Annotated in this window: 23 protein-coding genes and 1 tRNA gene; 18 read left to right on the top strand and 6 right to left on the bottom strand. The window is 55.7% G+C overall.

Features of this window, described 5'->3' with window-relative positions; translation table 11 throughout:
* The first annotated feature begins 127 nt into the window (after window positions 1-127).
* Window positions 128-203, top strand: a tRNA-Trp gene (locus IM303_RS21065).
* A gap of 99 nt (window positions 204-302) precedes the next feature.
* On the opposite strand, the gene hdfR is transcribed toward IM303_RS21065, so the two are convergent.
* A complete protein-coding gene (gene hdfR, locus IM303_RS21060; protein ID WP_028014823.1) occupies window positions 303-1,124 on the bottom strand; it encodes an HTH-type transcriptional regulator HdfR in 822 nt (273 codons plus the stop codon).
* A gap of 118 nt (window positions 1,125-1,242) precedes the next feature.
* Between hdfR and IM303_RS21055 the strand changes: the two genes are divergently transcribed.
* Entirely contained in the window at window positions 1,243-1,581 is a 339-nt protein-coding gene (locus IM303_RS21055) for a DUF413 domain-containing protein (protein WP_008501577.1), read from the top strand.
* Between the two features lie 27 nt (window positions 1,582-1,608).
* Here IM303_RS21055 and IM303_RS21050 read toward each other — a convergent pair whose 3' ends face one another.
* A complete protein-coding gene (locus IM303_RS21050) occupies window positions 1,609-3,129 on the bottom strand; it encodes a YifB family Mg chelatase-like AAA ATPase (RefSeq protein ID WP_048959813.1) in 1,521 nt (506 codons plus the stop codon).
* 340 nt (window positions 3,130-3,469) lie between these two features.
* On the opposite strand from IM303_RS21050, the gene ilvL reads away from it, so the two are divergent.
* From ilvL to ilvA, 7 genes are all read left to right on the top strand, one after another.
* Window positions 3,470-3,568, top strand: a complete 99-nt coding sequence (ilvL, locus tag IM303_RS21045; RefSeq protein ID WP_001311244.1) for an ilv operon leader peptide — start codon at window positions 3,470-3,472, stop codon at window positions 3,566-3,568.
* Window positions 3,569-3,654: 86 nt separating this feature from the next.
* Window positions 3,655-3,705, top strand: coding sequence for a peptide IlvX (ilvX, locus tag IM303_RS21040; protein ID WP_166792073.1), 51 nt, complete (start codon window positions 3,655-3,657; stop codon window positions 3,703-3,705).
* 2 nt (window positions 3,706-3,707) lie between these two features.
* Window positions 3,708-5,354, top strand: a complete 1,647-nt coding sequence (gene ilvG, locus IM303_RS21035) for an acetolactate synthase 2 catalytic subunit (RefSeq protein ID WP_069733812.1) — start codon at window positions 3,708-3,710, stop codon at window positions 5,352-5,354.
* A complete protein-coding gene (gene ilvM, locus IM303_RS21030; protein WP_003860184.1) occupies window positions 5,351-5,614 on the top strand; it encodes an acetolactate synthase 2 small subunit in 264 nt (87 codons plus the stop codon). The genes ilvG and ilvM overlap by 4 nt, the downstream gene beginning before the upstream one ends.
* An 18-nt stretch (window positions 5,615-5,632) precedes the next feature.
* Window positions 5,633-6,562 (top strand): branched-chain-amino-acid transaminase, encoded by a 930-nt coding sequence (gene ilvE / locus IM303_RS21025; RefSeq protein ID WP_003860182.1) that lies wholly within the window; start codon window positions 5,633-5,635, stop codon window positions 6,560-6,562.
* 60 nt (window positions 6,563-6,622) lie between these two features.
* A complete protein-coding gene (gene ilvD / locus IM303_RS21020) occupies window positions 6,623-8,473 on the top strand; it encodes a dihydroxy-acid dehydratase (RefSeq protein WP_193360229.1) in 1,851 nt (616 codons plus the stop codon).
* Between the two features lie 2 nt (window positions 8,474-8,475).
* A complete protein-coding gene (gene ilvA / locus IM303_RS21015) occupies window positions 8,476-10,020 on the top strand; it encodes a threonine ammonia-lyase, biosynthetic (protein WP_032660750.1) in 1,545 nt (514 codons plus the stop codon).
* On the opposite strand, the gene ilvY is transcribed toward ilvA, so the two are convergent.
* Window positions 10,017-10,907 (bottom strand): HTH-type transcriptional activator IlvY, encoded by an 891-nt coding sequence (gene ilvY, locus IM303_RS21010; protein WP_193360228.1) that lies wholly within the window; start codon window positions 10,905-10,907, stop codon window positions 10,017-10,019. The two genes, ilvA and ilvY, sit on opposite strands and share 4 nt — an antisense overlap.
* A gap of 152 nt (window positions 10,908-11,059) precedes the next feature.
* Here ilvY and ilvC point away from each other — a divergent pair, with 152 nt between their 5' ends.
* Window positions 11,060-12,535 (top strand): ketol-acid reductoisomerase, encoded by a 1,476-nt coding sequence (gene ilvC, locus IM303_RS21005; RefSeq protein ID WP_021242831.1) that lies wholly within the window; start codon window positions 11,060-11,062, stop codon window positions 12,533-12,535.
* 86 nt (window positions 12,536-12,621) lie between these two features.
* Here the strand turns inward: ilvC and ppiC are convergent, their stop codons facing one another.
* On the bottom strand, window positions 12,622-12,903 hold the full coding sequence (gene ppiC / locus IM303_RS21000; protein WP_004886861.1) for a peptidylprolyl isomerase PpiC: 282 nt from the start codon (window positions 12,901-12,903) through the stop codon (window positions 12,622-12,624).
* 85 nt (window positions 12,904-12,988) lie between these two features.
* Between ppiC and rep the strand changes: the two genes are divergently transcribed.
* Entirely contained in the window at window positions 12,989-15,013 is a 2,025-nt protein-coding gene (rep, locus tag IM303_RS20995; protein ID WP_028014817.1) for a DNA helicase Rep, read from the top strand.
* Between the two features lie 51 nt (window positions 15,014-15,064).
* On the opposite strand, the gene gppA is transcribed toward rep, so the two are convergent.
* Together gppA and rhlB are read right to left on the bottom strand one after the other, a co-directional pair.
* Complete coding sequence (gene gppA, locus IM303_RS20990) at window positions 15,065-16,549, bottom strand: guanosine-5'-triphosphate,3'-diphosphate diphosphatase (RefSeq protein WP_047366695.1); 1,485 nt, start codon at window positions 16,547-16,549, stop codon at window positions 15,065-15,067.
* Between the two features lie 6 nt (window positions 16,550-16,555).
* Entirely contained in the window at window positions 16,556-17,824 is a 1,269-nt protein-coding gene (rhlB, locus tag IM303_RS20985) for an ATP-dependent RNA helicase RhlB (RefSeq protein WP_028014815.1), read from the bottom strand.
* 144 nt (window positions 17,825-17,968) lie between these two features.
* Here rhlB and trxA point away from each other — a divergent pair, with 144 nt between their 5' ends.
* The 7 genes from trxA to rffC all read left to right on the top strand — a co-directional run bounded on the left by trxA (window position 17,969) and on the right by rffC (window position 25,427).
* Window positions 17,969-18,298, top strand: coding sequence for a thioredoxin TrxA (trxA, locus tag IM303_RS20980; RefSeq protein ID WP_006179218.1), 330 nt, complete (start codon window positions 17,969-17,971; stop codon window positions 18,296-18,298).
* A gap of 344 nt (window positions 18,299-18,642) precedes the next feature.
* Window positions 18,643-19,902 (top strand): transcription termination factor Rho, encoded by a 1,260-nt coding sequence (gene rho, locus IM303_RS20975; protein WP_049001414.1) that lies wholly within the window; start codon window positions 18,643-18,645, stop codon window positions 19,900-19,902.
* A gap of 241 nt (window positions 19,903-20,143) precedes the next feature.
* Complete coding sequence (gene wecA / locus IM303_RS20970; protein ID WP_028014814.1) at window positions 20,144-21,247, top strand: UDP-N-acetylglucosamine--undecaprenyl-phosphate N-acetylglucosaminephosphotransferase; 1,104 nt, start codon at window positions 20,144-20,146, stop codon at window positions 21,245-21,247.
* A gap of 13 nt (window positions 21,248-21,260) precedes the next feature.
* On the top strand, window positions 21,261-22,307 hold the full coding sequence (gene wzzE, locus IM303_RS20965; RefSeq protein ID WP_193360231.1) for an ECA polysaccharide chain length modulation protein: 1,047 nt from the start codon (window positions 21,261-21,263) through the stop codon (window positions 22,305-22,307).
* A 56-nt stretch (window positions 22,308-22,363) separates the two neighbouring features.
* Complete coding sequence (gene wecB, locus IM303_RS20960) at window positions 22,364-23,494, top strand: non-hydrolyzing UDP-N-acetylglucosamine 2-epimerase (protein ID WP_028014812.1); 1,131 nt, start codon at window positions 22,364-22,366, stop codon at window positions 23,492-23,494.
* Window positions 23,491-24,753 carry a UDP-N-acetyl-D-mannosamine dehydrogenase gene (wecC, locus tag IM303_RS20955; protein WP_049001415.1) on the top strand — a complete coding sequence of 421 codons (1,263 nt, stop codon included), beginning with the start codon at window positions 23,491-23,493 and terminating at the stop codon, window positions 24,751-24,753. Before wecB ends, wecC begins: the two co-directional genes overlap by 4 nt.
* Window positions 24,750-25,427: a dTDP-4-amino-4,6-dideoxy-D-galactose acyltransferase gene (gene rffC / locus IM303_RS20950; protein WP_049001423.1), complete on the top strand. Its 678-nt coding sequence runs from the start codon at window positions 24,750-24,752 to the stop codon at window positions 25,425-25,427. Before wecC ends, rffC begins: the two co-directional genes overlap by 4 nt.

The following is a 25,427-nucleotide window of genomic DNA, read 5'->3' as shown; positions in this document are numbered from 1 at the left end:
CGGTAGTTCAGTCGGTTAGAATACCTGCCTGTCACGCAGGGGGTCGCGGGTTCGAGTCCCGTCCGTTCCGCCACTTATTAAGACGTTAAGCCTGCCAGTAATGGCAGGCTTAGTGGCAAAAAACTTTAGGGGCGTAGCTCAGTTGGTAGAGCACCGGTCTCCAAAACCGGGTGTCGCGAGTTCGAGTCTCTCCGCCCCTGCCATATAGAATCCTTTGCTTCGGCAAAGGATTTTTTTTTGCCTGAAACCCGATGAGATTTCAGCATTCTTAAATGCAGCCAGCGTCCCTGCTGGCCTCAGCATCAATCCATTACATTGATTTTTAATAGATCTTTTATTTGCGATTGCTTGTCGCTATTTTGCAACCAAATCGCATACAGCGGCCGCGAAAGGGTAGTGGAATCCACCACGGTATGCAGTCCAGGCTTGGTATCTGCCCAACGGACTGGTAACCAGGTGCAACCCTTCAGCAAGGGGAGTTGCTGACAGGCAATCTCGGCAGAACTGGTTGTTAACTGTGGAACATCATCAGGTGCGATCAATCCCGTCTCATGTTGCTGAAAATCAGGTCCCCACTCCAGCCGCAAATAGGTCAGGTCTGCTTTCATCTTTGAGGGTTCAGAAGCATAAAGAGCTAGACCGAACTGTCCAACAATCTGGCTGCTAAATTCGTCCATCTTGGGGGCTTCTGTAGTGATCAGCAGATCCAATTGACGCTCATGAAGTTGCTTAACCAGCGACTGACGTTGCGCAATTCTGGCTTCAAACTGTAAATGGCCATGGGAGTGATATAGCCGGGTAAGCCACTGACTGAGCATGCATTCCCACAGAGATGCGCTGGCCCCTATCGAGAACTCGTTGTGCCTCGACGTATGCGCAACCTCTTTGCGCGCTGCCTGCCAGGTATTCATCAATGTCTCCGCATACGGAAGCAGTTTTTCACCAGCAGGCGTGAGGCGGATATTGTTGCGATGGCGGGTAAAAAGATTCACACCCAGTTGATTTTCCAGCTGTCGAATACGAAAACTGACTGCTGACTGCGTCAGGTAAAGGGCTTCAGCGGCTCGCCCGAAGTGACGCGTTCTGCTCACTTCAAGGAAAGTTTTTAGCAATTCCGTATCCACATCTTTCTCCGCAAAATAATTTGTCGTTATGATTTAAATGTTTTGTTTTACACTCTGTCAAGCGTAACTAATACTCCGCGCCATAAATAGCTCGGCCAAAGAATTAGGAGCGTGTAGGATGGCGGAAAGCTTTACGACGACTAATCGTTTTTTCGACAATAAACATTATCCGCGCGGGTTCTCTCGTCACGGCGATTTCACCATCAAAGAGGCGCAGCTGCTTGAGCGTCATGGTTATGCCTTTAACGAGCTGGATCTGGGTAAACGTGAGCCTGCAACTGAAGATGAAAAGCAGTTTGTCTCAGTGTGCCGTGGTGAGCGTGAGCCGCAGTCTGAAGCAGAACGTGTATGGATCAAGTACATGGCTCGCATTAAGCGTCCAAAACGTTTCCATACGCTGTCTGGCGGTAAACCGCAGATGGAAGGTGCAGAAGACTACACCGAGTCTGACGACTAATAAAAAAAGGGGCTACGGCCCCTTTTTTTATGCCAGTAACTTTTGCAGATGCAAAAGCAAACGATCGATCGCCCGATAGCTCAGCGCTTCCTGCAAGTGTTTCCTCGCAATATCAGTACAGCCCTCCACGTCCGCAATGGTTCTGGCTACTTTTAACAAGCGCTGCCACGCACGTATGGAAAGCCCAAAGCGCGTCAACGTCTCCTCCAGCCAAGCCGCATCTTCAACGTTAAGAGAACAAAACTGTCGGATCCCTGCATTATCCAGTCGTGCATTCAGCCTGTTTTGACGGGCATACTGTCTCGCCTGTGCCGCGATAACCCGCTCGCGAACATGCGCGGAGCTTTCACCCAGTTTATCCGTCTGCCTGAGCAGGCCCGGCGGCGGAAGGGGGATTTCCAGTGATAAATCGAAACGGTCGAGAAACGGGCCAGACAGCTTTCCCAGATAGCGCAGCGTCTGCTCTGGCGTACAGCGGTTATGGTTGCCCTGATAATGCCCCGTCGGACTGGGGTTCATCGCCGCCACGAGCTGAAAACGGGCGGGATAGCTTATTTTGGCTCGCGTGCGTGAAATATGTATCTCACCGGATTCAATGGGCTCCCTCAGCGCATCCAGCACGCGGCGCTCAAACTCAGGCAACTCATCGAGAAACAGAATGCCATTGTGTGCCAGCGAGATCTCACCCGGCCCCGGAATAGACCCACCGCCGACCATTGCCGTCAGTGACGCGCTATGATGCGGGGAACGAAAGGGACGTCGACGCCACTGTTTGTGCAACGACGTCGAACCGATCAGGCTATAGATGGCGGCGCTTTCCAGCGCTTCATGGTTATTAAGCGGCGGGAGCAACCCGCTTAGCCTGCTCGCCAGCATGGTTTTGCCCGTACCCGGCGGGCCAATCAGCAGGAGATTGTGCCCACCCGCTGCCGTAATCTCCAGCGCCCGTTTCCCTTGCTCCTGTCCCATGATCTCGCTGAGGTCTTCTGGCGCATCCGCTATAGCCTCGTCGCACTCTTCCGGCTCGGACAGTTCATGGCGGCCTTCCAGCCAGGCGCACACTTCCTGAAGATGCCCGGCGATAAGACATCCCTTTTCTGCAATAAGACTCACTTCTGATGCGTTTTCATTGGCCACAACGATTTGCCGCCCTGCACGTATGGCTTCCAGCGCTCCCGATATCGCACCGGGAACGCCTCTCAGTGCGCCTGTGAGCGCGAGTTCACCCACGAACTCATACGAGCCTAGCCTGGTCGTATTAAGCTGCTCAGAAGCCGCGAGAAGCGCAATTGCGATAGGTAAATCGTATCGCCCCCCCTCTTTGGGCAGGTCGGCGGGAGCAAGGTTGATGGTGATCTTCTTTGCGGGGAAGGTATAACCGCTGTTTATTATTGCGCTACGAACGCGGTCCCTGGCCTCTTTAACCGTGGTTTCAGGTAACCCTACAAGCGTGAGTCCGGGCAGCCCATTACTCAAATGAACCTCTACGGAAATAAGCGGAGCCTTTACCCCGAGAGCTGCTCGCGTATAAACAACCGACAGTGACATTTGTACTACCTCCTGGTTTGACTATGCCAGTGCCTGTTTGCTCTGTTTAGCCTCTTTTGACGTATTTACGCTGCCTGTTCAGAGATTTTCAGGGGGCATTGAAACCATTGCATCACCGTGGAAGCACACTCGCAAAATGTAAAAAGGCGCGCTTTAACGGTTAGATCTGCAATAAAAAATGAAAAATATTCACTTCCAAATTTCCTCATATAAAACAATGCGTTCATGAAATTTGGTTCGCTTGCTAATCAAATCCTTCATAAATAAATCTTGTGTTTGATTTAAAAACTGTGATAACTCTTTAGGTATTCCTTCGAACAAGATGCAAAAAGAACTGAAAATGACAGCCCTTCTACGAGTGATTAGCCTGGTCGTGATTAGCGTGGTGGTGATTATTATCCCACCGTGCGGGGCTGCACTTGGACGAGGAAAGGCTTAGAAATCAAGCCTTAACGAACTAAGACCCCCGCACCGAAAGGTCCGGGGGTTTTTTTATGACTAAAAAACTTAAATGAGGAGCAGAGAATGACGACTAGCACAAAATTCTGTTTCTCCAGATTTATGACGGGGAACTAACTATGAATGGGGCACAATGGGTAGTACATGCGTTGCGCGCGCAGGGAGTCGAAACCGTATTCGGTTATCCAGGTGGCGCAATTATGCCGATTTACGATGCACTGTATGACGGCGGCGTGGAACACCTCTTGTGCCGACACGAGCAGGGCGCAGCGATGGCAGCCATCGGCTATGCCCGCGCGACCGGTAAAACCGGTGTGTGCATGGCGACCTCAGGTCCGGGCGCAACGAACCTGATCACCGGCCTGGCTGACGCGCTGCTCGATTCCGTTCCTGTCGTGGCGATTACCGGTCAAGTGGCCTCTCCGTTCATCGGCACCGATGCCTTCCAGGAAGTAGACGTCCTCGGCTTATCGCTGGCCTGCACCAAGCACAGCTTCCTCGTTCAGTCCCTCGAAGAGCTGCCGCGCGTGATGGCCGAAGCGTTCGAGGTTGCCAGTTCTGGCCGTCCTGGCCCGGTTCTGGTAGATATCCCGAAAGATATCCAGGTTGCACCTGGCGATCTGGAGCCGCATTTCTCCACCGTGAAAAGCGACGATGCGTTTCCGCATGCAGAGGTTGAAGAGGCGCGTCAGATGATGGCGCAGGCGAAGCAGCCGATGCTGTACGTCGGCGGCGGGGTGGGGATGGCGCAGGCTGTTCCGGCGCTTCGCGCGTTCCTTGCAACCACGCAAATGCCCGCCACCTGCACCCTGAAAGGTCTGGGTGCGGTAGACGCGGACTACCCGTACTACCTCGGCATGCTGGGAATGCACGGCACTAAAGCGGCAAACCTGGCGGTGCAGGAGTGCGACTTGCTTATCGTCGCAGGCGCCCGTTTTGACGACCGCGTCACCGGCAAGCTGAATACCTTCGCGCCGAATGCCAAAGTGATCCATATGGATATCGACCCGGCGGAGATGAACAAACTGCGTCAGGCGCACGTGGCGTTGCAGGGCGATCTTAACGCGCTGTTACCGGCGCTGGAGCAGCCGCTGGATATCAACGCATGGCGTCAGCACACCGCAGACATGCGCGCTGAGCATGCCTGGCGTTACGATCACCCCGGCGATGCCATCTACGCACCGCTGCTGTTGAAGCAGTTGTCCGACCGTAAACCCGCCGACAGCGTGGTGACGACGGATGTGGGCCAGCATCAGATGTGGTCAGCCCAGCATATGACCTACACCCGCCCGGAGAACTTCATCACCTCCAGCGGCTTAGGCACGATGGGCTTTGGCCTGCCGGCAGCCGTTGGCGCACAGGTGGCCCGCCCGAACGATACCGTGATCTGTATCTCCGGTGACGGCTCCTTCATGATGAACGTTCAGGAGCTCGGCACCGTGAAGCGCAAGCAGTTACCGCTGAAGATCGTGTTGCTCGATAACCAGCGTTTAGGGATGGTTCGCCAGTGGCAGCAGCTGTTCTTCCAGGAGCGTTACAGCGAGACAACCCTGACCGATAACCCCGATTTCCTCACCCTGGCCAGCGCCTTCGGCATTCCTGGCCAGCACATCACCCGTAAAGACCAGGTTGAAGCGGCACTCGACACCATGCTGTCAAGCGAAGGGCCATACCTGCTTCATGTCTCAATCGACGAGCTTGAGAACGTCTGGCCGTTGGTACCGCCCGGTGCCAGTAACTCACAAATGCTGGAGAAATTATCATGATGCAACATCAGGTCGCCGTGCAGGCTCGCTTCAACCCGGAAACGTTAGAACGCGTATTGCGCGTGGTTCGCCACCGTGGCTTTCAGATTTGCTCTATGAATATGGAAACGGCCACCGACGCCCAGAACATCAGTATCGAATTAACCGTTGCCAGCCCGCGGCCGGTCGACTTACTGTTTAGTCAGTTATCAAAGCTGGTAGACGTTGCCCATGTTGCCATCTGCCAGAGCACAACCACATCACAACAAATCCGCGCTTGAGCGTGACAGGACGAAAAAATGACGACAAAAAAAGCTGATTACATTTGGTTCAATGGTGAGATGGTTCGCTGGGAAGACGCGAAAGTTCACGTGATGTCCCACGCGCTGCACTACGGTACCTCCGTGTTTGAAGGCATCCGTTGCTACGATTCTCACAAAGGGCCAGTGGTGTTCCGCCATCGCGAACACATGCAGCGTCTGCATGACTCAGCCAAAATTTATCGTTTCCCGGTCTCTCAAAGCGTTGATGAGCTGATGGAAGCCTGCCGCGAAGTGATTCGCCAGAACAAACTGACCAGCGCCTATATTCGTCCGCTGGTCTTTGTGGGTGACGTGGGCATGGGCGTGAACCCGCCGGCCGGTTACAACACCGATGTGATCATTGCTGCGTTCCCGTGGGGCGCCTACCTGGGCGCAGAAGCACTGGATCAGGGGATCGACGCAATGGTTTCTTCCTGGAACCGCGTGGCGCCAAATACCATCCCGACTGCCGCAAAAGCGGGCGGTAACTACCTCTCCTCACTGCTGGTCGGCAGCGAAGCGCGCCGCCACGGCTATCAGGAAGGCATCGCCCTCGACGTGAACGGCTACATCTCAGAAGGCGCGGGCGAAAACCTGTTTGAAGTAAAAGACGGCATTCTGTTTACCCCGCCGTTCACCTCTTCCGCGCTGCCGGGCATCACCCGCGACGCCATCATCAAGCTGGCGAAAGATCTGGGTATCGAAGTGCGCGAGCAGGTGCTGTCCCGCGAATCCCTCTACCTGGCAGACGAAGTGTTCATGTCCGGTACCGCGGCTGAAATCACGCCGGTTCGCAGCGTCGACGGTATTCAGGTGGGTGAAGGTCGCTGTGGTCCAGTGACCAAACGCATCCAGCAAGCCTTCTTCGGCCTTTTCACCGGCGAAACAGAAGACAAATACGGCTGGTTGGATCAGGTTAATCACTAAATATAAATGTGGGACGGCACGCACCGTCCCATTAAATAGTCAGACGGGAGTCAATAAAGCATGCCTAAGTATCGTTCAGCCACCACCACCCACGGCCGTAACATGGCGGGTGCCCGCGCACTGTGGCGCGCCACCGGAATGACCGACGCCGATTTCGGCAAGCCAATTATCGCCGTGGTGAACTCTTTCACCCAGTTTGTACCGGGCCACGTGCATCTGCGCGATCTCGGTAAGCTGGTTGCCGAGCAAATCGAAGCCTCCGGCGGCGTGGCGAAAGAGTTCAACACCATTGCGGTGGATGATGGTATCGCAATGGGCCACGGGGGAATGCTCTATTCACTGCCGTCGCGCGAGCTGATCGCCGACTCGGTGGAGTATATGGTCAACGCCCACTGCGCCGATGCGATGGTCTGTATCTCCAACTGCGACAAAATCACCCCGGGGATGCTGATGGCCTCCCTGCGCCTGAACATTCCGGTGATCTTCGTCTCCGGCGGTCCGATGGAGGCGGGTAAAACCAAGCTCTCCGACAAAATCATCAAGCTCGACCTGGTCGATGCGATGATCCAGGGCGCAGACCCGAAAGTCTCTGACGAGCAGAGCGATCAGGTGGAACGCTCCGCGTGCCCGACCTGCGGCTCTTGTTCCGGCATGTTCACGGCCAACTCCATGAACTGCCTGACCGAAGCGCTGGGCCTTTCCCAGCCGGGCAACGGCTCGCTGCTGGCGACCCACGCCGACCGTAAGCAGCTGTTCCTCAACGCCGGTAAACGTATCGTTGAGCTGACCAAACGCTACTACGAGGAGGACGATGCCAGCGCGCTGCCGCGCAATATCGCCAGTAAAGCGGCGTTCGAAAACGCCATGACGCTGGATATCGCCATGGGCGGCTCCACTAACACCGTTCTGCACCTGCTGGCCGCCGCGCAGGAAGCCGAAATCGACTTCACCATGAGCGACATCGACAAGCTCTCCCGCAAAGTGCCGCAGCTGTGTAAAGTCGCGCCGAGTACCCAGAAGTACCACATGGAAGACGTGCACCGTGCGGGTGGTGTCATAGGTATCCTGGGCGAGCTGGATCGCGCCGGGCTGCTGAACCGCGACGTGAAAAACGTCCTCGGCCTGACGCTGCCGGAATCGCTGGACCAGTACGACGTGATGCTGACCAAAGACGACGCGGTGAAAAAGATGTTCCGCGCCGGTCCGGCCGGTATTCGCACCACCCAGGCGTTCTCGCAGGATTGCCGCTGGGACACGCTGGATGACGACCGTGCTGAAGGCTGCATCCGCTCGCTGGAGCACGCCTACAGCAAAGACGGCGGTCTGGCGGTGCTGTACGGTAACTTTGCGGAAAACGGCTGCATCGTGAAAACCGCAGGCGTGGACGACAGTATCCTGAAATTCACCGGTCCGGCGAAAGTGTACGAAAGCCAGGACGAGGCGGTAGACGCCATCCTCGGCGGCAAAGTGGTGGAAGGCGACGTGGTTGTCATTCGCTACGAAGGGCCGAAAGGCGGTCCGGGCATGCAGGAGATGCTCTACCCAACCACCTTCCTGAAATCCATGGGCCTCGGTAAAGCCTGCGCGCTGATCACCGACGGGCGTTTCTCCGGCGGCACGTCTGGTCTCTCCATCGGCCACGTCTCCCCGGAAGCGGCAAGCGGCGGCAACATCGCGATCATCGAAGATGGCGACCTGATCGAAATCGACATTCCGAATCGCGGCATTCAGCTCAAGCTGAGCGACCAGGAGATTGCGGCCCGTCGTGAAGCGCAGGAAGCCCGCGGCGACAAAGCCTGGACGCCGAAAGATCGCCAGCGCGAAGTCTCCTTCGCCCTGCGCGCCTACGCGAGCCTTGCAACCAGTGCAGATAAAGGCGCGGTGCGCGATAAATCTAAACTTGGGGGCTAATGATGGCCGAGTCACAACCCTTATCCGCCGCCCCTGAGGGGGCGGAATACCTGAGAGCGGTGCTACGCGCGCCGGTCTATGAAGCTGTGCAGGTCACGCCCCTGCAAAAAATGGAAAAACTCTCCTCGCGCCTCGACAACGTCATTCTGGTGAAGCGCGAAGACCGCCAGCCGGTGCACAGCTTTAAGCTGCGCGGTGCCTACGCGATGATGGCTGGGCTGACGGATGAGCAGAAAGCGCGCGGCGTCATTACCGCGTCGGCGGGCAACCACGCCCAGGGCGTTGCCTTCTCCTCGGCCCGTCTGGGTCTGAAAGCGCTGATCGTGATGCCGGTTGCTACCGCGGACATCAAAGTCGACGCGGTGCGCGGTTTTGGCGGGGAAGTGCTGCTCCACGGCGCGAATTTTGACGAAGCCAAAGCCAAAGCGATTGAGCTGGCGCAGCAGCAGGGCTTTACCTGGGTGCCGCCGTTCGATCACCCGATGGTGATTGCCGGGCAGGGCACGCTGGCGCTTGAGCTGTTGCAGCAGGATGCCCATCTCGACCGCGTCTTCGTCCCAGTGGGCGGCGGCGGGCTGGCCGCAGGCGTGGCGGTGCTGATTAAACAGCTGATGCCGCAGATCAAAGTCATCGCCGTTGAGGCGGAAGACTCTGCCTGCCTGAAGGCGGCGCTGGACGCCGGTCATCCGGTAGACCTGCCGCGTGTCGGGCTGTTTGCCGAGGGCGTGGCGGTGAAGCGCATTGGCGATGAAACCTTCCGCCTGTGCCAGGAGTATCTCGACGATATCGTCACCGTCGACAGCGACGCCATCTGCGCGGCAATGAAAGATCTGTTCGAAGATGTACGTGCGGTGGCGGAGCCGTCCGGCGCGCTGGCGCTGGCGGGGATGAAAAAATACATCGCCCAGCACAACATTCGCGGCGAGCGGCTGGCGCACGTGCTCTCTGGTGCGAACGTGAACTTCCACGGCCTGCGCTACGTTTCCGAGCGCTGCGAGCTGGGCGAACAGCGTGAAGCGCTGCTGGCGGTGACGATTCCGGAAGAGAAGGGCAGCTTCCTCAAGTTCTGCCAGCTGCTGGGCGGTCGTTCGGTAACGGAGTTCAACTACCGCTTTGCCGATGCGAAAGATGCCTGCATTTTTGTCGGCGTGCGTCTGAGCCGGGGCGTGGAGGAACGTAAAGAGATCCTCAGCCTGCTGCACGATGGCGGCTACAGCGTGGTCGATCTGTCCGACGATGAAATGGCGAAGCTGCACGTGCGTTACATGGTTGGCGGTCGTCCCTCAAAGCCGCTCCAGGAACGCCTGTTCAGCTTCGAGTTCCCGGAATCACCGGGCGCGTTGCTCAAGTTCCTGCACACGTTGGGCACGCACTGGAACATCTCTCTGTTCCACTACCGCAGCCACGGCACCGACTACGGGCGCGTGCTGGCGGCGTTCGAACTGGGCGAGCACGAGCCGGATTTCGAAACGCGGCTGAACGAGCTGGGCTATGAGTGCCACGACGAAACCCATAACCCGGCGTTCAGGTTCTTTCTGGCTGGCTAGTGGTTCGGCAATATCGTCCAGAACGCATCAATAAGCGGCTCATGCAGCCGCTTTTTTTGTGCGCACACGCCTAGCTCAAACGGCGTCTTCTCGTCGCTGCGCTCCAGAATCATCACGCGATTACGCACCGGTTCCGGGCTGTTTTCCAGCACCACTTCCGGCAGCAGCGCCACGCCGCAGCCGAGCGCCACCATCGACACCATCGCCTCATGACCGCTAACGGTGGCGTAAATCGACGGATTGCTGATTTTCTGACGGCGGAACCACAGCTCGATGCGGCGGCGCACCGGCCCCTGATCGGCCATGATAAACGGCACCGTCGACCAGTCCGGTTTTTCTACCGATACCTGATTACGCACCGGGCAGGGCAGCGCCGGGGCAATCAGCACCACAGCCAGATTCTCCAGCATTGAGAACGCCACCGCGCCCGGCAGGGTTTCGGGTTTTCCGGCAATGGCCAGATCCGCTTCGCCGGTCACCACTTTTTCCATTGCGTCGGCGGCGTCGCCGGTGGTGAGCTTAATTTCAACCGACGGATGCGCTGCGCGGAAGCGGTCGAGAATGGGGGGCAGATGGCTGTAGGCGGCGGTCACGGAGCAGAAAATATGCAGCTCACCGGAGAGTGATGGCCCCTGCTGATCAATAGAGTGCCGCAGCTGCTGGTACTGTAATAGCGTCTGCTGGGCAAAAATGCGCAGCTCTTCGCCCGCTTCCGTGAGGGTAACGGTACGGTTATCGCGCGCGAAAAGCGGCTGGCCGAGGTCTTCCTCAAGGCGCTGGATCTGGCGCGAAAGCGTGGACGGGCTGACGTGCATCGCCCGGGCGCTGCGGCCAAAGTGACGGCTTTCCGCCAGGTGCAGGAACATTTTTAGATCGCGTAAATCCACCGATTCCACTCCCTCTTTTTACATTGCAAAAATTGCAATGTGACGTTGTGAATATATCAATTTCCGCAATAAATTTCCTGTTGTAATGTGGGTACATTCTCGCTGAAACGCGAACCGAACAATAAGACACACAACATCACGAGGTATCACCCATGGCTAACTACTTTAATACACTGAACTTGCGCCAGCAGCTGGCGCAGCTGGGCAAATGCCGCTTCATGGCGCGCGATGAATTTGCCGATGGCGCGAGCTACCTTCAGGGTAAAAAAGTGGTCATCGTCGGCTGTGGCGCACAGGGTCTGAACCAGGGCCTGAACATGCGTGACTCCGGTCTGGATATCTCTTACGCCCTGCGTAAAGAAGCGATTGCCGAGAAGCGCGCTTCATGGCGTAAAGCGACTGAAAACGGCTTCAAAGTGGGTACCTATGAAGAGCTGATCCCGCAGGCGGACCTGGTCGTTAACCTGACGCCGGACAAGCAGCACTCTGACGTGGTGCGTTCCGTACAGCCGCTGATGAAAGACGGCGCCGCGCTGGGTTACTCCCACGGCTTCAACATCGTTGAAGTGGGCGAGCAGATCCGTAAAGACATCACCGTAGTGATGGTGGCGCCGAAGTGCCCGGGTACCGAAGTGCGTGAAGAGTACAAGCGTGGCTTCGGCGTGCCGACGCTTATCGCAGTTCACCCGGAAAACGATCCGAAAGGCGAAGGCATGGCGATTGCCAAAGCCTGGGCTGCGGCGACCGGCGGTCACCGCGCTGGCGTGCTGGAATCTTCCTTCGTTGCGGAAGTGAAATCTGACCTGATGGGCGAGCAGACCATTCTGTGTGGCATGCTGCAGGCGGGTTCTCTGCTTTGCTTCGACAAGCTGGTGGAAGAAGGTACCGACCCGGCATACGCAGAAAAACTGATTCAGTTCGGCTGGGAAACCATCACCGAAGCGCTGAAGCAGGGCGGTATTACGCTCATGATGGACCGTCTGTCCAACCCGGCAAAACTGCGTGCTTACGCTTTGTCTGAACAGCTGAAAACCATTATGGCGCCGCTGTTCCAGAAACATATGGACGACATCATCTCCGGCGAATTCTCTTCCGGCATGATGGCGGACTGGGCCAACGACGACAAGAAACTGCTGACCTGGCGTGAAGAGACCGGTAAAACCGCGTTCGAAACTGCGCCGCAGTATGAAGGTAAAATCGGCGAGCAGGAGTACTTCGATAAAGGCGTACTGATGATTGCGATGGTGAAAGCAGGCGTTGAGCTGGCGTTCGAAACCATGGTGGATTCCGGCATCATCGAAGAGTCGGCGTACTACGAATCTCTGCACGAGCTGCCGCTGATCGCGAACACCATTGCCCGTAAGCGTCTGTACGAAATGAACGTGGTTATCTCTGATACCGCAGAATACGGTAACTATCTGTTCTCTTACGCCTGCGTACCGCTGCTGAAAGAGTTCATGACTACCCTGCAGACGGGCGATCTGGGCAAAGCGATTGCGGAAGGTGCGGTAGACAACGCGCAGCTGCGCGACGTAAACGAAGCGATTCGCAGCCACCAGATCGAGAAAGTGGGCCACAAACTGCGCGGCTACATGACTGATATGAAACGTATTGCTGTAGCAGGTTAACAACCTTGTCGGGTGGCGCTTCGCTTACCCGACCTACAAAAACGTAAGATGTAGGCCGGGTAAGGCGCAGCCGCCACCTGGCTTTTTTATTTGCGATACAGCACTTTAATAATGTGATAACCGAACTGGGTATGCAGCGGACCGGTTGGCTCCAGCACCGGGCAGGAGAAGACCACTTTATCGAACGCCGGAACCATCTGGCCTTGACGGAATTCGCCTAAATCGCCGCCACGCTTGCCTGACGGACAAATAGAGTGCTTCTTCGCCAGCTTGCCGAAGTCGGCGCCGTTTTTGATCTGCTCCAGAAGATCCAGAGCCAGTTTCTCTTCTTTAACAAGAATATGCAGTGCTGCTGCTGTTTTTGCCATGATCGTGCCTTGAGTGGTATGGATTAGGCTCGCTATACTACCACGCTGTTATTCTCCCCTCCTGACTTTCATTGAGCGATCATTTATGCGTTTAAATCCCGGACAACAACAAGCCGTCGAATTTGTAACCGGACCGTGTCTGGTGCTGGCGGGTGCAGGATCCGGTAAAACGCGCGTCATCACCAATAAGATTGCGCACCTGATCCGCGGCTGCGGCTATCAGGCCCGCCACATTGCGGCGGTTACCTTTACCAACAAAGCGGCGCGCGAGATGAAAGAGCGTGTTGGCCAGACGCTGGGGCGCAAAGAGGCGCGCGGGCTGATGATCTCTACCTTCCACACGCTGGGGCTGGATATCATTAAACGTGAATACGCCGCGCTGGGGATGAAATCCAACTTTTCGCTGTTCGATGACACCGACCAGGTGGCGTTGCTCAAAGAGCTCACCGAGGGGCTGATCGAGGATGATAAGGTGCTGTTGCAGCAGCTGATCTCAACGATCTCGAACTGGAAAAACGATCTGATGACCCCGGCCCAGGCTGCGGCGATCGCCAAAGGCGAACGGGATCGGATCTTTGCCCACTGCTATGGTCTGTACGACGCGCACATGAAAGCGTGCAACGTGCTGGACTTCGACGATCTGATCCTCTTACCGACGCTGCTTTTACAGCGAAATGAAGAGGTGCGCGAGCGCTGGCAGAATAAAATCCGCTACCTGCTGGTGGATGAATATCAGGACACCAACACCAGCCAGTACGAGCTGGTGAAGCTGCTGGTGGGGCAGCGCGCGCGCTTCACCGTGGTTGGCGATGATGACCAGTCAATTTACTCCTGGCGCGGCGCACGCCCGCAAAACCTGGTGCTTCTGAGCAAAGATTTCCCCGCGCTGCAGGTGATTAAGCTGGAGCAGAACTACCGTTCCTCCGGGCGCATCCTGAAGGCGGCAAACATCCTGATTGCCAATAACCCGCACGTTTTTGAAAAGCGTCTCTTCTCCGAGCTTGGCTACGGTACGGAGCTGAAGGTGCTCAGCGCCAATAATGAAGAGCATGAGGCGGAGCGCGTGACGGGCGAACTGATCGCCCACCACTTCGTCAATAAAACCGAATACAAGGATTACGCGATCCTCTATCGCGGCAATCACCAGTCGCGCGTCTTTGAAAAGATGCTGATGCAGAACCGCATTCCGTACAAAATTTCCGGCGGCACTTCGTTCTTCTCGCGGCCAGAAATTAAAGATCTGCTGGCCTATCTGCGCGTGCTCACGAACCCGGATGACGACAGCGCATTTCTGCGCATCGTGAATACACCAAAGCGCGAGATTGGTCCGGCGACGCTGCAAAAGCTGGGCGAATGGGCGATGACCCGCAATAAGAGCCTGTTTACCGCCAGCTTTGATATGGGGCTGAGCCAGACGCTGACGGGGCGCGGGTATGATAATTTAACCCGCTTTACTCACTGGCTGGGTGAAGTGCAGCGCCTGGCTGAGCGCGAACCCGTGGCGGCGGTACGCGATCTGATCCACGGCATTGACTACGAATCCTGGCTGTACGAAACCTCTGCCAGCCCGAAAGCGGCAGAAATGCGTATGAAAAACGTTAACCAGCTTTTTAGCTGGATGACCGAAATGCTGGAAGGCTCTGAGATAGATGAGCCGATGACGTTAACGCAGGTGGTCACCCGCTTTACCCTGCGCGACATGATGGAGCGCGGCGAGAGCGAAGAAGAGGCCGACCAGGTTCAGCTGATGACGCTGCATGCGTCAAAGGGGCTGGAGTTCCCGTATGTGTATCTGGTCGGTATGGAAGAAGGTTTATTGCCGCACCAGAGCAGCATTGATGAAGATAATGTCGACGAGGAGCGCCGTCTGGCCTACGTGGGGATCACCCGCGCGCAAAAGGAGCTGACGTTCACGCTCTGTAAAGAGCGCCGTCAGTACGGTGAACTCGTGCGCCCGGAACCCAGCCGTTTCCTGCTGGAACTGCCGCAGGACGATCTGATCTGGGAACAGGAGCGCAAAGTGATTACCGCGGAAGAGCGGATGCACAAAGGGCAGGCTAACGTGGCGAACATTCGCGCCATGCTGGCAAAAGCCAAAGAGAAGGGATAATGATGAGTAGGCCGGGTAAGGCTAAGCCGCCACCCGGCAGTGTTCAGCGTATTACTTCACCTCAAGCACCCAGTGCACATAGCTCTGCCACTGGCACTCCTGCTCGATCATCTCTGCCCCAAGCGGGTGATTCTCAATCCAGTTTTCCGGCAGCGTCAGCGTCAGCTTCTCATCATCGGCTAGCAGATTAATGGCGGGTAACAAATCATCGCGGCGGCGGCTGGCAAACAGAATTGCCAGACGCAGCAGGCGACACAGATGCTCGGCCACGCGCGGCGGTACGGCATTTTGCTGATGCAAAGAGGAGAGATCGACGGCGTTGGTCTGGTTCAGCAGCAGCGTTGCCAGCAGCTTTTTCTGTGCGGGCGTGTAGCCCGGCAAATCCAGGTTGCGCACCAGATACGCTGCGTGAGCAGGTGCCTGCTTAAAATCTATACTGAGCCCCACCTCGTGCAGCGCACAGGCGCTCAGCAATAAATCGCGGCTCAGATGATCAAGATCCCAGGCGTTAGCGACCTGGTCGGCAAAGCGTGATGCCAGCTGTGATACGCGGCCAGCCTGATCGATATCAACCAGAAAACGACGCTGGACGTTGCGCAGCGTACGGTTGCGGATGTCCTGATCCACCGACAGATGCAGCATCCCGTAGACCAGACCTTCGCGCAGCGCGCCGCCGGCCAGGGTCATACACTGGATATTAAGTTCGGTGAATATGGCGATCAGAATGGCCAGCCCGCTTGGGAAAACCAGGGCTCGTTCCAGCGTCAGGCCTTCAATTTCCAGCTCTTCCAGACGTCCGCACTGAATGGCACGCTGTTTAAGCTGCTGAAGTTTGGCAAGCGTGATCCGCTCGTCCATGCCCTGCGCCATCATGATTTCCTGCAGGGCCTGCACGGTACCCGAAGCCCCGACGCAGACTTTCCAGCCGTGATAGCGCAGTTCGTCCATTACCGGGCGTAGCACTGCGCGCGCGGCGTTTTCCGCCTCGTCGAAGTTCTCTTTACCCAGATTCCGGTCAGTAAAGTAACGTTCAAGCCAGGTTACGCAGCCCATCGACAGGCTGAACAGCGACGTCGCCTGCGCGCCGGTGCCGGTTACCAGTTCGGTACTGGCACCGCCGATATCCACCACCAGACGGCGATCGTCACCCCCGGTGGTGTGGGCAACGCCCTGGTAGATCAGGCGTGCTTCTTCTTCACCGCTGATAACCTGAACCGGACACCCCAGAATTTCCTGCGCTTTGGCAATAAAATCTACGGCGTTAACCGCCAGTCTGAGCGTCGCTGTGGCGACAACGGTGATTTGAGCATGCGGGATATCCTGCAGACGCTCAGCAAAGAGCCGCAGGCACTGCCAGCCACGTTCCATGGCTTCAGGCGAGAGGTAATTATCGCTGCTCAGGCCCGCCGCGAGGCGGACCTTGCGCTTAATGCGCGTCAGCGTTTGTATGCTTCCCGCCACCTCACGCACAACCAGCATATGAAAACTATTCGAACCGAGATCAATTGCCGCATAGAGCGAGGTGGAGCTGAGCATAATGTATTAACCTGAACGACGACGATTACGCGGTGCGCCGCCTGAACGACGCGGACCATTGCCGGAGCGCGGGCGGGATAGACGCTTAGGCGGCGGCAGTTCGCTTAACAGCGCTTCCGGATTGTATTTACTCTGCGGAATAGAGTGACCGATGTAGGTCTCAATGGCTGGAAGATTCAGCGCATACTCTTCACACGCAAGGCTAATCGAGTGACCGCTTGCGCCCGCACGACCGGTACGACCGATACGGTGTACGTAGTCTTCGCAGTCGTCTGGCAGATCGTAGTTAAAAACGTGCGTCACGGCCGGAATGTGTAAACCACGTGCCGCCACATCGGTTGCGACCAGAATATCAAGATCGCCACGGGTGAACTCGTCGAGGATCCGAAGGCGTTTTTTCTGCGCCACGTCGCCGGTCAACAGGCCAACACGGTGACCGTCGGCAGCCAGATGGCCCCAGATGTCTTCACAGCGGTGTTTAGTGTTCGCGAAGATAATGGCGCGATCGGGCCACTCTTCTTCAATCAACGTTTGCAGCAGACGCATTTTCTCTTCATTGGAAGGATAGAAGAGCTCTTCTTTAATGCGGTGGCCCGTTTTCTGCTCCGGCTCCACTTCCACATACTCGGCGTTGTTCATCTGCTCGAACGCCAGCTCGCGTACGCGATAAGAAAGGGTGGCAGAGAACAGCATGTTCAGGCGCTGATTTGCCGGCGGCATGCGGCGGAACAGCCAGCGGATATCTTTAATGAAGCCCAGATCGTACATGCGGTCAGCTTCATCAAGCACCACAACCTGGATGGCACCGAGGTTGATATGGTTCTGTTTGGCGTAGTCGATAAGACGGCCGGTGGTCCCAATCAGGATATCCACGCCGCTTTCCAGCACTTTCAGCTGCTTATCGTAGCCGTCGCCGCCATAGGCCAGGCCAAGCTTCAGACCAGTAGCCTGTGCCAGGGGTTCAGCGTCTGCATGGATCTGTACCGCCAGTTCTCGCGTCGGGGCCATAATTAGCGCGCGCGGCTGGTTAACTTTGCGGTCTGCAATCGCTGGGTGAGAAAGTAAATAATGGAACGTTGACGTTAAAAACGCCATCGTTTTGCCGGTACCGGTTTGCGCCTGCCCTGCAACATCGCGACCGGCCAGCGTCAGCGGCAGGGCGAGAGCCTGAATGGGCGTGCAGTTATGAAACCCTTTTGTTTCAAGGGCTTCGATCACTTTTGGGTGCAGGGCGAAGTCGGAAAACTTCTGTTCTGTTAAATGTGTTTTGCTCATAGTGTGGTAGAATATCAGCTTACTATTGCTTTACGAAAGCGTATCCGGTGAAATAAAGTCAACCTTTAGTTGGTTAATGCGACATCAACACGTCGTTGGTGGAGACAAAACCAACGTACCAGGCTTATTCCTGTGGAGTTATATATGAGCGATAAAATTATTCACCTGACTGACGACAGTTTTGACACGGACGTACTTAAGGCTGACGGGCTGATCCTCGTCGATTTCTGGGCTGAATGGTGTGGTCCTTGCAAAATGATCGCCCCGATTCTGGATGAGATCGCTGACGAATATCAGGGCAAACTGACGGTTGCCAAGCTGAACATCGACCAGAACCCGGGCACCGCACCGAAATACGGTATCCGTGGCATCCCGACCCTTCTGCTGTTCAAAAACGGCGAAGTGGCGGCGACCAAAGTGGGCGCGCTGTCCAAAGGTCAGCTGAAAGAGTTCCTGGACGCTAACCTGGCGTAAGGTTTCTCCGCTGTGCGTCCAGAGCCCCCGGCTAAATGATGTGGAACTCTGGACGCCCGGCTGAAGTCGTGCTAAGTTAGCTATGACTTCGTTTTAAACATATCTATTGTTTGAATCTTGTTTTACCCGATACTTCCCTTTGTTGACATGAACAATGCGTGAAGTGGCTAAATTCCGGGCTTGTCACTCAATCCGTCTTGTCGTTTCAGTTCTGCGTTCTTTCCCTGTGACCAGACAGCGAACAGACATGAGGTGATGGCCGCTAAACAGGCATGGATGACCCTGCCATACCATTCACAACATTAAGTTCGAGAATCACTCCGAGTTTAAGAACCCACACCATTATGAATCTTACCGAATTAAAGAATACGCCGGTTTCTGAGCTGATCACTCTCGGCGAAAATATGGGACTGGAAAACCAGGCTCGTATGCGCAAGCAGGACATCATTTTCGCCATCCTGAAGCAGCACGCTAAGAGTGGCGAAGATATCTTTGGCGACGGTGTGCTGGAGATATTGCAAGACGGATTTGGTTTCCTCCGCTCTGCAGACAGCTCCTACCTCGCCGGCCCTGACGACATCTACGTATCCCCCAGCCAAATCCGCCGTTTCAACCTCCGCACTGGTGACACCATTTCAGGTAAGATTCGTCCTCCTAAAGAGGGTGAACGCTACTTTGCGCTGTTGAAAGTCAATGAAGTTAACTTCGATAAACCAGAAAACTCGCGTAACAAGATCCTCTTTGAGAACTTAACGCCTCTGCACGCGAACTCTCGCCTGCGCATGGAGCGTGGTAACGGTTCTACCGAAGACTTAACCGCGCGCGTCCTGGATCTGGCATCGCCAATCGGTCGCGGCCAGCGTGGTCTGATTGTGGCCCCGCCAAAAGCGGGTAAAACCATGCTGCTGCAGAACATCGCGCAGAGCATTGCCTACAACCACCCAGACTGCGTGCTGATGGTGCTGCTGATTGACGAACGTCCGGAAGAAGTGACCGAGATGCAGCGTCTGGTTAAAGGTGAAGTGGTTGCTTCTACCTTCGACGAGCCAGCATCTCGCCACGTTCAGGTTGCGGAAATGGTTATCGAGAAGGCTAAACGCCTGGTTGAGCACAAGAAAGACGTGATCATCCTGCTTGACTCCATCACCCGTCTGGCGCGTGCCTACAACACCGTGGTGCCAGCTTCCGGTAAAGTGTTGACCGGTGGTGTGGACGCTAACGCCCTGCACCGTCCAAAACGCTTCTTCGGGGCGGCACGTAACGTGGAAGAGGGCGGCAGCCTGACCATCATCGCAACGGCGCTGATCGATACCGGCTCCAAAATGGACGAGGTTATCTACGAAGAGTTTAAAGGTACAGGTAACATGGAACTGCACCTCTCTCGTAAAATCGCAGAGAAACGCGTCTTCCCGGCTATCGATTACAACCGTTCCGGTACCCGTAAAGAAGAGCTGCTCACCACCCCGGAAGAGCTGCAGAAAATGTGGATCCTGCGCAAAATCATCCATCCAATGGGTGAAATTGACGCGATGGAGTTCCTCATTAACAAACTGGCGATGACCAAAACTAACGACGATTTCTTCGACATGATGAAGCGCTCGTAACGTAAATAAAGCCAGCGAACGCCACGTTTTTACGTGGCGTTTTTCTTTTATGGACTATACGCTAGTATCGCCTACTCCCAATTTTGACCGGTCAGTGCGACAATAAGATAATTCGCACAGTAAAAACATTAATAGCTTGAATAATAAACAAATGGAATTGTAAGAGGTTTGCTTTATAACTTCAGGCGCGGCCCCTTGATGGTTATACTTCCTTGACTAACATTTGTTGAGAACATCCATTGTGAACCTACTTGATACGTTTACTGAACTAACCAGTATTTTCTTGTTTACCACCTGCTTTTTGTTTCTGGCACGTAAGGTTGCAAAATATCTGGGCTTAGTGGATAAACCCAACTTCCGTAAACGTCATCAAGGCATGATCCCTCTGGTCGGTGGCATCTCTGTTTTTGCGGGGATCTGCTTCACTTTTGCTATTGCAGATTACTATATTCCGCATGCCAGGCTTTATCTCATATGCTCAACAGTTCTTGTTGTGATTGGTGCGCTGGACGATAGATACGACATCAGCGTCAAAATCCGCGCTTTCGTTCAGGCAGCTGTCGCTATTGCAATGATGGTGTTTGCTAAGTTGCACCTGAGTAGCCTGGGCTATATTTTCGGGGCCTGGGAGATGGAACTCGGCCCATTCGGCTATTTCCTGACACTTTTTGCCGTGTGGGTGGCGATTAACGCGTTCAACATGGTTGACGGTATTGATGGTTTGCTTGGTGGCCTGTCCTGCGTCTCATTTGCCGCCATTGGTTTCATTTTATGGTTCGATGGGCAATATAGCCTTGCTATGTGGTGTTTCGCCATGATTGCTGCCATCCTGCCTTATATCCTGTTAAATCTCGGCGCATTGGGCCGACGCTATAAAGTCTTCATGGGCGATGCGGGTAGCACGCTTATCGGCTTTACTGTCATTTGGATCTTGCTGGAAACTACTCAGGGCGATGTGCATCCCATCAGCCCGGTAACGGCGCTATGGATTATTGCCATCCCCTTAATGGATATGGTTGCGATTATGTATCGCCGCCTGCGTAAAGGAATGAGTCCATTCTCTGCTGACCGTCAGCACATTCATCATTTGATCATGCGAGCCGGATTCACTTCCCGGCAGGCATTTGTGCTTATTACGCTGGCGGCTGCTATTCTAGCGGGGATTGGCGTGACGGCGGAATATACGCACTTTGTGCCTGAGTGGGCCATGTTGGTATTGTTCTTGCTAGCATTTTCTCTCTACGGCTACTGCATTAAGCGCGCATGGAAGGTGGCGCGATTCATTAAACGTATTAAGCGCAGGATGCGACGTAACAGTAGCAAAAACACAACATTAACTAAGTAAAACCGGGACTATGATGACTCAACCGTTGGCGGGAGCGAAATCAGTGGTAACAGAGAATGAACTGGACATTCGGGGTTTGTTTCGCGTGTTATGGGCAGGCAAACTTTGGATTGTGGGGATCGCGCTGGGGTTTGCACTGTTAGCGCTAGCCTACACGTTCTTTGCAAAACATGAGTGGAGCGCCACGGCAATCACGGACAGACCCACGGTTAACATGCTCGGGGGGTACTACTCCCAGCAGCAGTTCCTGCGAAACCTGGATATTAAAGCCAGCCTTGCCACCCCGGATCAGGCTTCCGTTATGGATGAGGCCTACAAAGAGTTTGTGATGCAGCTGGCCTCATGGGATACGCGCCGCGATTTCTGGTCCCAGACGGATTACTTCAAGCAGCGTCGGGTTGATAACACCAAAGCCGATGCCGCGCTGCTGGACGATCTGATTAACAATATTCAGTTCATGCCGGGCGACGTGCTGCGTAACGTCAACGACAGCGTCAAGCTGATTGCCGAAACCGCGCCGGATGCAAACAACCTGTTGCGCCAGTACGTCGCGTTTGCCAGCCAACGTGCCGCAAGCCATCTGAATGAAGAGCTTAAAGGCGCCTGGGCAGCCCGCACTATCCAAATGAAGGCGCAGGTCAAACGTCAGGAAGAGGTGGCAAACGCCATTTTTGCGCGCCGCGTGCATAACATTCAGCAGGCGCTGAAAATTGCGGAACAGCACAACATTTCCCGCACTGAGACGGATGTTCCGGCTGATGAATTGCCTGATTCTGAAATGTTCCTTCTTGGTCGCCCAATGCTGCAGGCCCGTCTGGAAAACCTGCAGGCCGTTGGGCCTGATTTTGATCTCGACTACGATCAAAACCGCGCGATGCTTAACACGCTTAATGTCGGTCCCTCCCTGGACCCGCGTTTTCAGACCTATCGTTATTTGAGAACGCCTGAAGAACCTGTAAAACGCGACAGTCCGCGCCGCGCATTCCTGATGATCATGTGGGGGATTGTGGGCGCACTCGTTGGTGCTGGCGTGGCGTTAACGCGTCGTCGTACAAACTAAGAACGCCGTTTACGATGAAGGCTGCGGCCTTCATCGCCTAATCGAAGAGAATCGATGTGAAAGTACTTACCGTATTTGGCACCAGGCCGGAGGCCATTAAGATGGCGCCTCTGGTTCATGCGCTGGCCAGCGATCCTGATATTGAAGCGAAGGTCTGCGTCACGGCCCAGCACCGTGAGATGCTCGATCAGGTCCTAACCCTCTTTTCCATCGTCCCGGATTACGACCTTAATATTATGAAGCCGGGACAGGGATTGACGGAAATAACCTGCCGCATTCTGCAGGATCTCAAGCCGATCCTGGAGTCATTCAAGCCCGACGTCGTGCTGGTGCACGGGGATACCACGACGACGATGGCAACAAGCCTGGCCGCGTTTTACCAGCGTATTCCCGTCGGCCATGTTGAAGCGGGCCTGCGCACCGGCAATCTTTATTCTCCATGGCCGGAAGAGGCCAACCGTACGCTTACCGGGCATCTGGCGATGTACCATTTTGCGCCAACCGAGAACTCTCGCCAGAACCTGCTGCGTGAAAATGTCGCCGATAACAACATCTTTGTTACCGGCAATACGGTCATTGACGCGTTGATTTGGGTACGCGATCGCGTGCTGGCAAACAGCGATCTGCAGAAAGAACTCGCTGCCCGCTATCCTTTCCTGAATAACGGCAAAAAAACCATTCTGGTCACTGGCCACCGTCGCGAAAGCTTTGGTCGGGGCTTTGAGCAAATCTGTCACGCGCTGGCTGAAATCGCCGCGCAGAACGACGATGTGCAAATTGTCTATCCGGTACACCTTAACCCTAACGTCAGCGAGCCGGTCAACCGCATCCTGGGACACGTCGAAAACGTCCTGCTGATTGAACCGCAGGACTACATGCCGTTTGTCTGGCTGATGAACCACGCCTGGCTGATTCTCACCGATTCCGGTGGGATTCAGGAAGAAGCGCCCTCTCTTGGCAAGCCGGTGCTGGTGATGCGTGAAACCACTGAACGTCCGGAAGCGGTTAAAGCCGGGACAGTGCGTCTTGTCGGCACCAACGCACAGCTCATCGTCGAAGAGGTCACGCGCCTTCTGCACGACGATGAAGCGTATCAGGCGATGAGCCGGGCCCACAATCCCTACGGAGACGGGCAGGCTTGTGGCCGTATTTTGCAAGCACTTAAACACAATCGGGTATCGCTATGAGTTTTACTACCATCTCTGTCATTGGTCTTGGCTACATTGGCCTGCCTACTGCGGCGGCATTCGCCTCCCGTCAAAAGCAGGTTGTTGGTGTGGATATCAACGCACGTGCGGTAGAAACCATTAATCGTGGCGAAATTCATATTGTGGAGCCCGATCTTGACCGCGTGGTGAAAGAGGCGGTTGATGGCGGCTTCCTGCGCGCCAGCACGACGCCAGTGGAAGCGGATGCCTACCTGATTGCCGTTCCAACGCCCTTTAAAGGCGACCACGAGCCCGATATGGTCTACGTCGAGGCGGCGGCAAAATCTATTGCCCCCGTGCTGAAGAAAGGGGCGCTGGTAATTCTGGAGTCGACTTCTCCCGTCGGCGCTACCGAGCAGATGGCGCAGTGGCTGGCCGATGCGCGTCCTGATTTACGCTTCCCGCAGCAGGCCGGTGAGCAGGCGGATATCAACATCGCCTACTGCCCGGAGCGCGTGCTGCCGGGGCAGGTGATGGTCGAACTGATTAAAAACGACCGGGTGATAGGCGGCATGACGCCGGTCTGTTCTGAACGCGCCAGCGCGCTGTACAAGATTTTCCTGGAAGGCGAATGCGTGGTAACCAACTCCCGCACCGCCGAGATGTGCAAGCTGACGGAAAACAGCTTCCGTGACGTTAACATCGCCTTCGCAAACGAACTGTCGCTGATCTGTGCCGATCAGGGGATTAACGTCTGGGAGTTAATCCGCCTGGCGAATCGCCATCCGCGCGTCAACATTCTCCAGCCTGGCCCAGGGGTGGGCGGTCACTGTATCGCCGTCGATCCGTGGTTTATCGTGGCGCAGAACCCGGCGCAGGCGCGCCTGATTCGCACCGCGCGTGAAGTGAACGATAGCAAACCTCACTGGGTGCTCAACCAGGTTAAAGCGACGGTAGCGGATTGTCTGGCAGAGAGCGGCAAACGCGCCAGCGAGCTGAAAATTGCCTGCTTTGGTCTGGCATTTAAACCCAATATTGACGATCTGCGCGAAAGCCCGGCGATGGAAATTGCTGAGATGATTGCCGAATGGCATAAGGGCGAAACGCTGGTGGTCGAGCCAAATATTCATGAACTGCCGGCAAAACTGGCGGGGCACTGCACGCTGACGGCGCTCAATGACGCGCTGGCTACGGCGGACGTGCTGGTGCTGCTGGTGGACCATAAAGAGTTTAAAGCGACGTCCGGTGATGCAGTGCGTCAGCAGTATGTGGTTGATACGAAAGGCGTATGGCGTTGAGTGCACTCCACGGCGTGCTGGAATTCCTTGAGTGGGAAAGCGCATTTTTTGCCCGCCCCTCGGCGATAGTCCGCTGGCGTGAGAATGCGCCAGCTTTGCAGGACGCTGACTTCAGCGCCTGGCAGCGCGTGCAGGCTAAGATCCCGGCGGACCGTGCCGACCTGCTTGACGCGCTCCAGCAACACGGTTTTCAGCTGGTTGAAGGCGAGGTAGACCTTTCCATCACCCTCACCCGGCACGATGCGTCCGGCGCGGAAATTGCAACGGAACAGGACATTCCTGTGCTGCGCCAGATGGCGGGCCGGGCGTTTGCGCAGAGCCGCTTTCGCACGCCCTGGTATGCGCCTGACGATAGCGGACGTTTCTATGCCCAGTGGGTAGAGAATGCGGTCAAAGGTACCTTTGACCACGTCTGCCTGATTTTCCGTGCAGCGAACGGCCAGATCCAGGGATTTGTCTCGCTGCGCAAGCTTAACGAGCGCGAGGCGCGTATTGGCTTATTAGCCGGGCGCGGCATGGGGGAGAAACTCATGCAGGCGGCGCTGCACTGGGCGCAGCTGCAGCAGGTTGAGACGCTGCGGGTGGCGACCCAGGTGGGCAACACCGCCGCGCTTAAACGTTATATTGCGAGTGGTGCCAACATCGACGCCACCGCCTACTGGTTATACAGGTGA

The organism is Enterobacter cloacae complex sp. P38RS, assembly GCF_014930775.1.
Taxonomy (GTDB): Bacteria; Pseudomonadota; Gammaproteobacteria; order Enterobacterales; family Enterobacteriaceae; genus Enterobacter; species Enterobacter bugandensis.
This window is presented reverse-complemented; position numbering and strand designations above follow the sequence as displayed.

Bases quoted from the DNA above. Each gene is read 5' to 3' on its own strand.
- IM303_RS21055 (WP_008501577.1), top strand. From the start codon at position 1,243: ATGGCGGAAAGCTTTACGACGACTAATCGTTTTTTCGACAATAAACAT.
- IM303_RS21050 (WP_048959813.1), bottom strand. From the start codon at position 3,129: ATGTCACTGTCGGTTGTTTATACGCGAGCAGCTCTCGGGGTAAAGGCT.
- ilvL (WP_001311244.1), top strand. From the start codon at position 3,470: ATGACAGCCCTTCTACGAGTGATTAGCCTGGTCGTGATTAGCGTGGTG.
- ilvG (WP_069733812.1), top strand. From the start codon at position 3,708: ATGAATGGGGCACAATGGGTAGTACATGCGTTGCGCGCGCAGGGAGTC.
- ilvM (WP_003860184.1), top strand. From the start codon at position 5,351: ATGATGCAACATCAGGTCGCCGTGCAGGCTCGCTTCAACCCGGAAACG.
- ilvE (WP_003860182.1), top strand. From the start codon at position 5,633: ATGACGACAAAAAAAGCTGATTACATTTGGTTCAATGGTGAGATGGTT.
- ilvD (WP_193360229.1), top strand. From the start codon at position 6,623: ATGCCTAAGTATCGTTCAGCCACCACCACCCACGGCCGTAACATGGCG.
- ilvA (WP_032660750.1), top strand. From the start codon at position 8,476: ATGGCCGAGTCACAACCCTTATCCGCCGCCCCTGAGGGGGCGGAATAC.
- ilvC (WP_021242831.1), top strand. From the start codon at position 11,060: ATGGCTAACTACTTTAATACACTGAACTTGCGCCAGCAGCTGGCGCAG.
- ppiC (WP_004886861.1), bottom strand. From the start codon at position 12,903: ATGGCAAAAACAGCAGCAGCACTGCATATTCTTGTTAAAGAAGAGAAA.
- rep (WP_028014817.1), top strand. From the start codon at position 12,989: ATGCGTTTAAATCCCGGACAACAACAAGCCGTCGAATTTGTAACCGGA.
- gppA (WP_047366695.1), bottom strand. From the start codon at position 16,549: ATGCTCAGCTCCACCTCGCTCTATGCGGCAATTGATCTCGGTTCGAAT.
- rhlB (WP_028014815.1), bottom strand. From the start codon at position 17,824: ATGAGCAAAACACATTTAACAGAACAGAAGTTTTCCGACTTCGCCCTG.
- trxA (WP_006179218.1), top strand. From the start codon at position 17,969: ATGAGCGATAAAATTATTCACCTGACTGACGACAGTTTTGACACGGAC.
- rho (WP_049001414.1), top strand. From the start codon at position 18,643: ATGAATCTTACCGAATTAAAGAATACGCCGGTTTCTGAGCTGATCACT.
- wzzE (WP_193360231.1), top strand. From the start codon at position 21,261: ATGACTCAACCGTTGGCGGGAGCGAAATCAGTGGTAACAGAGAATGAA.
- wecC (WP_049001415.1), top strand. From the start codon at position 23,491: ATGAGTTTTACTACCATCTCTGTCATTGGTCTTGGCTACATTGGCCTG.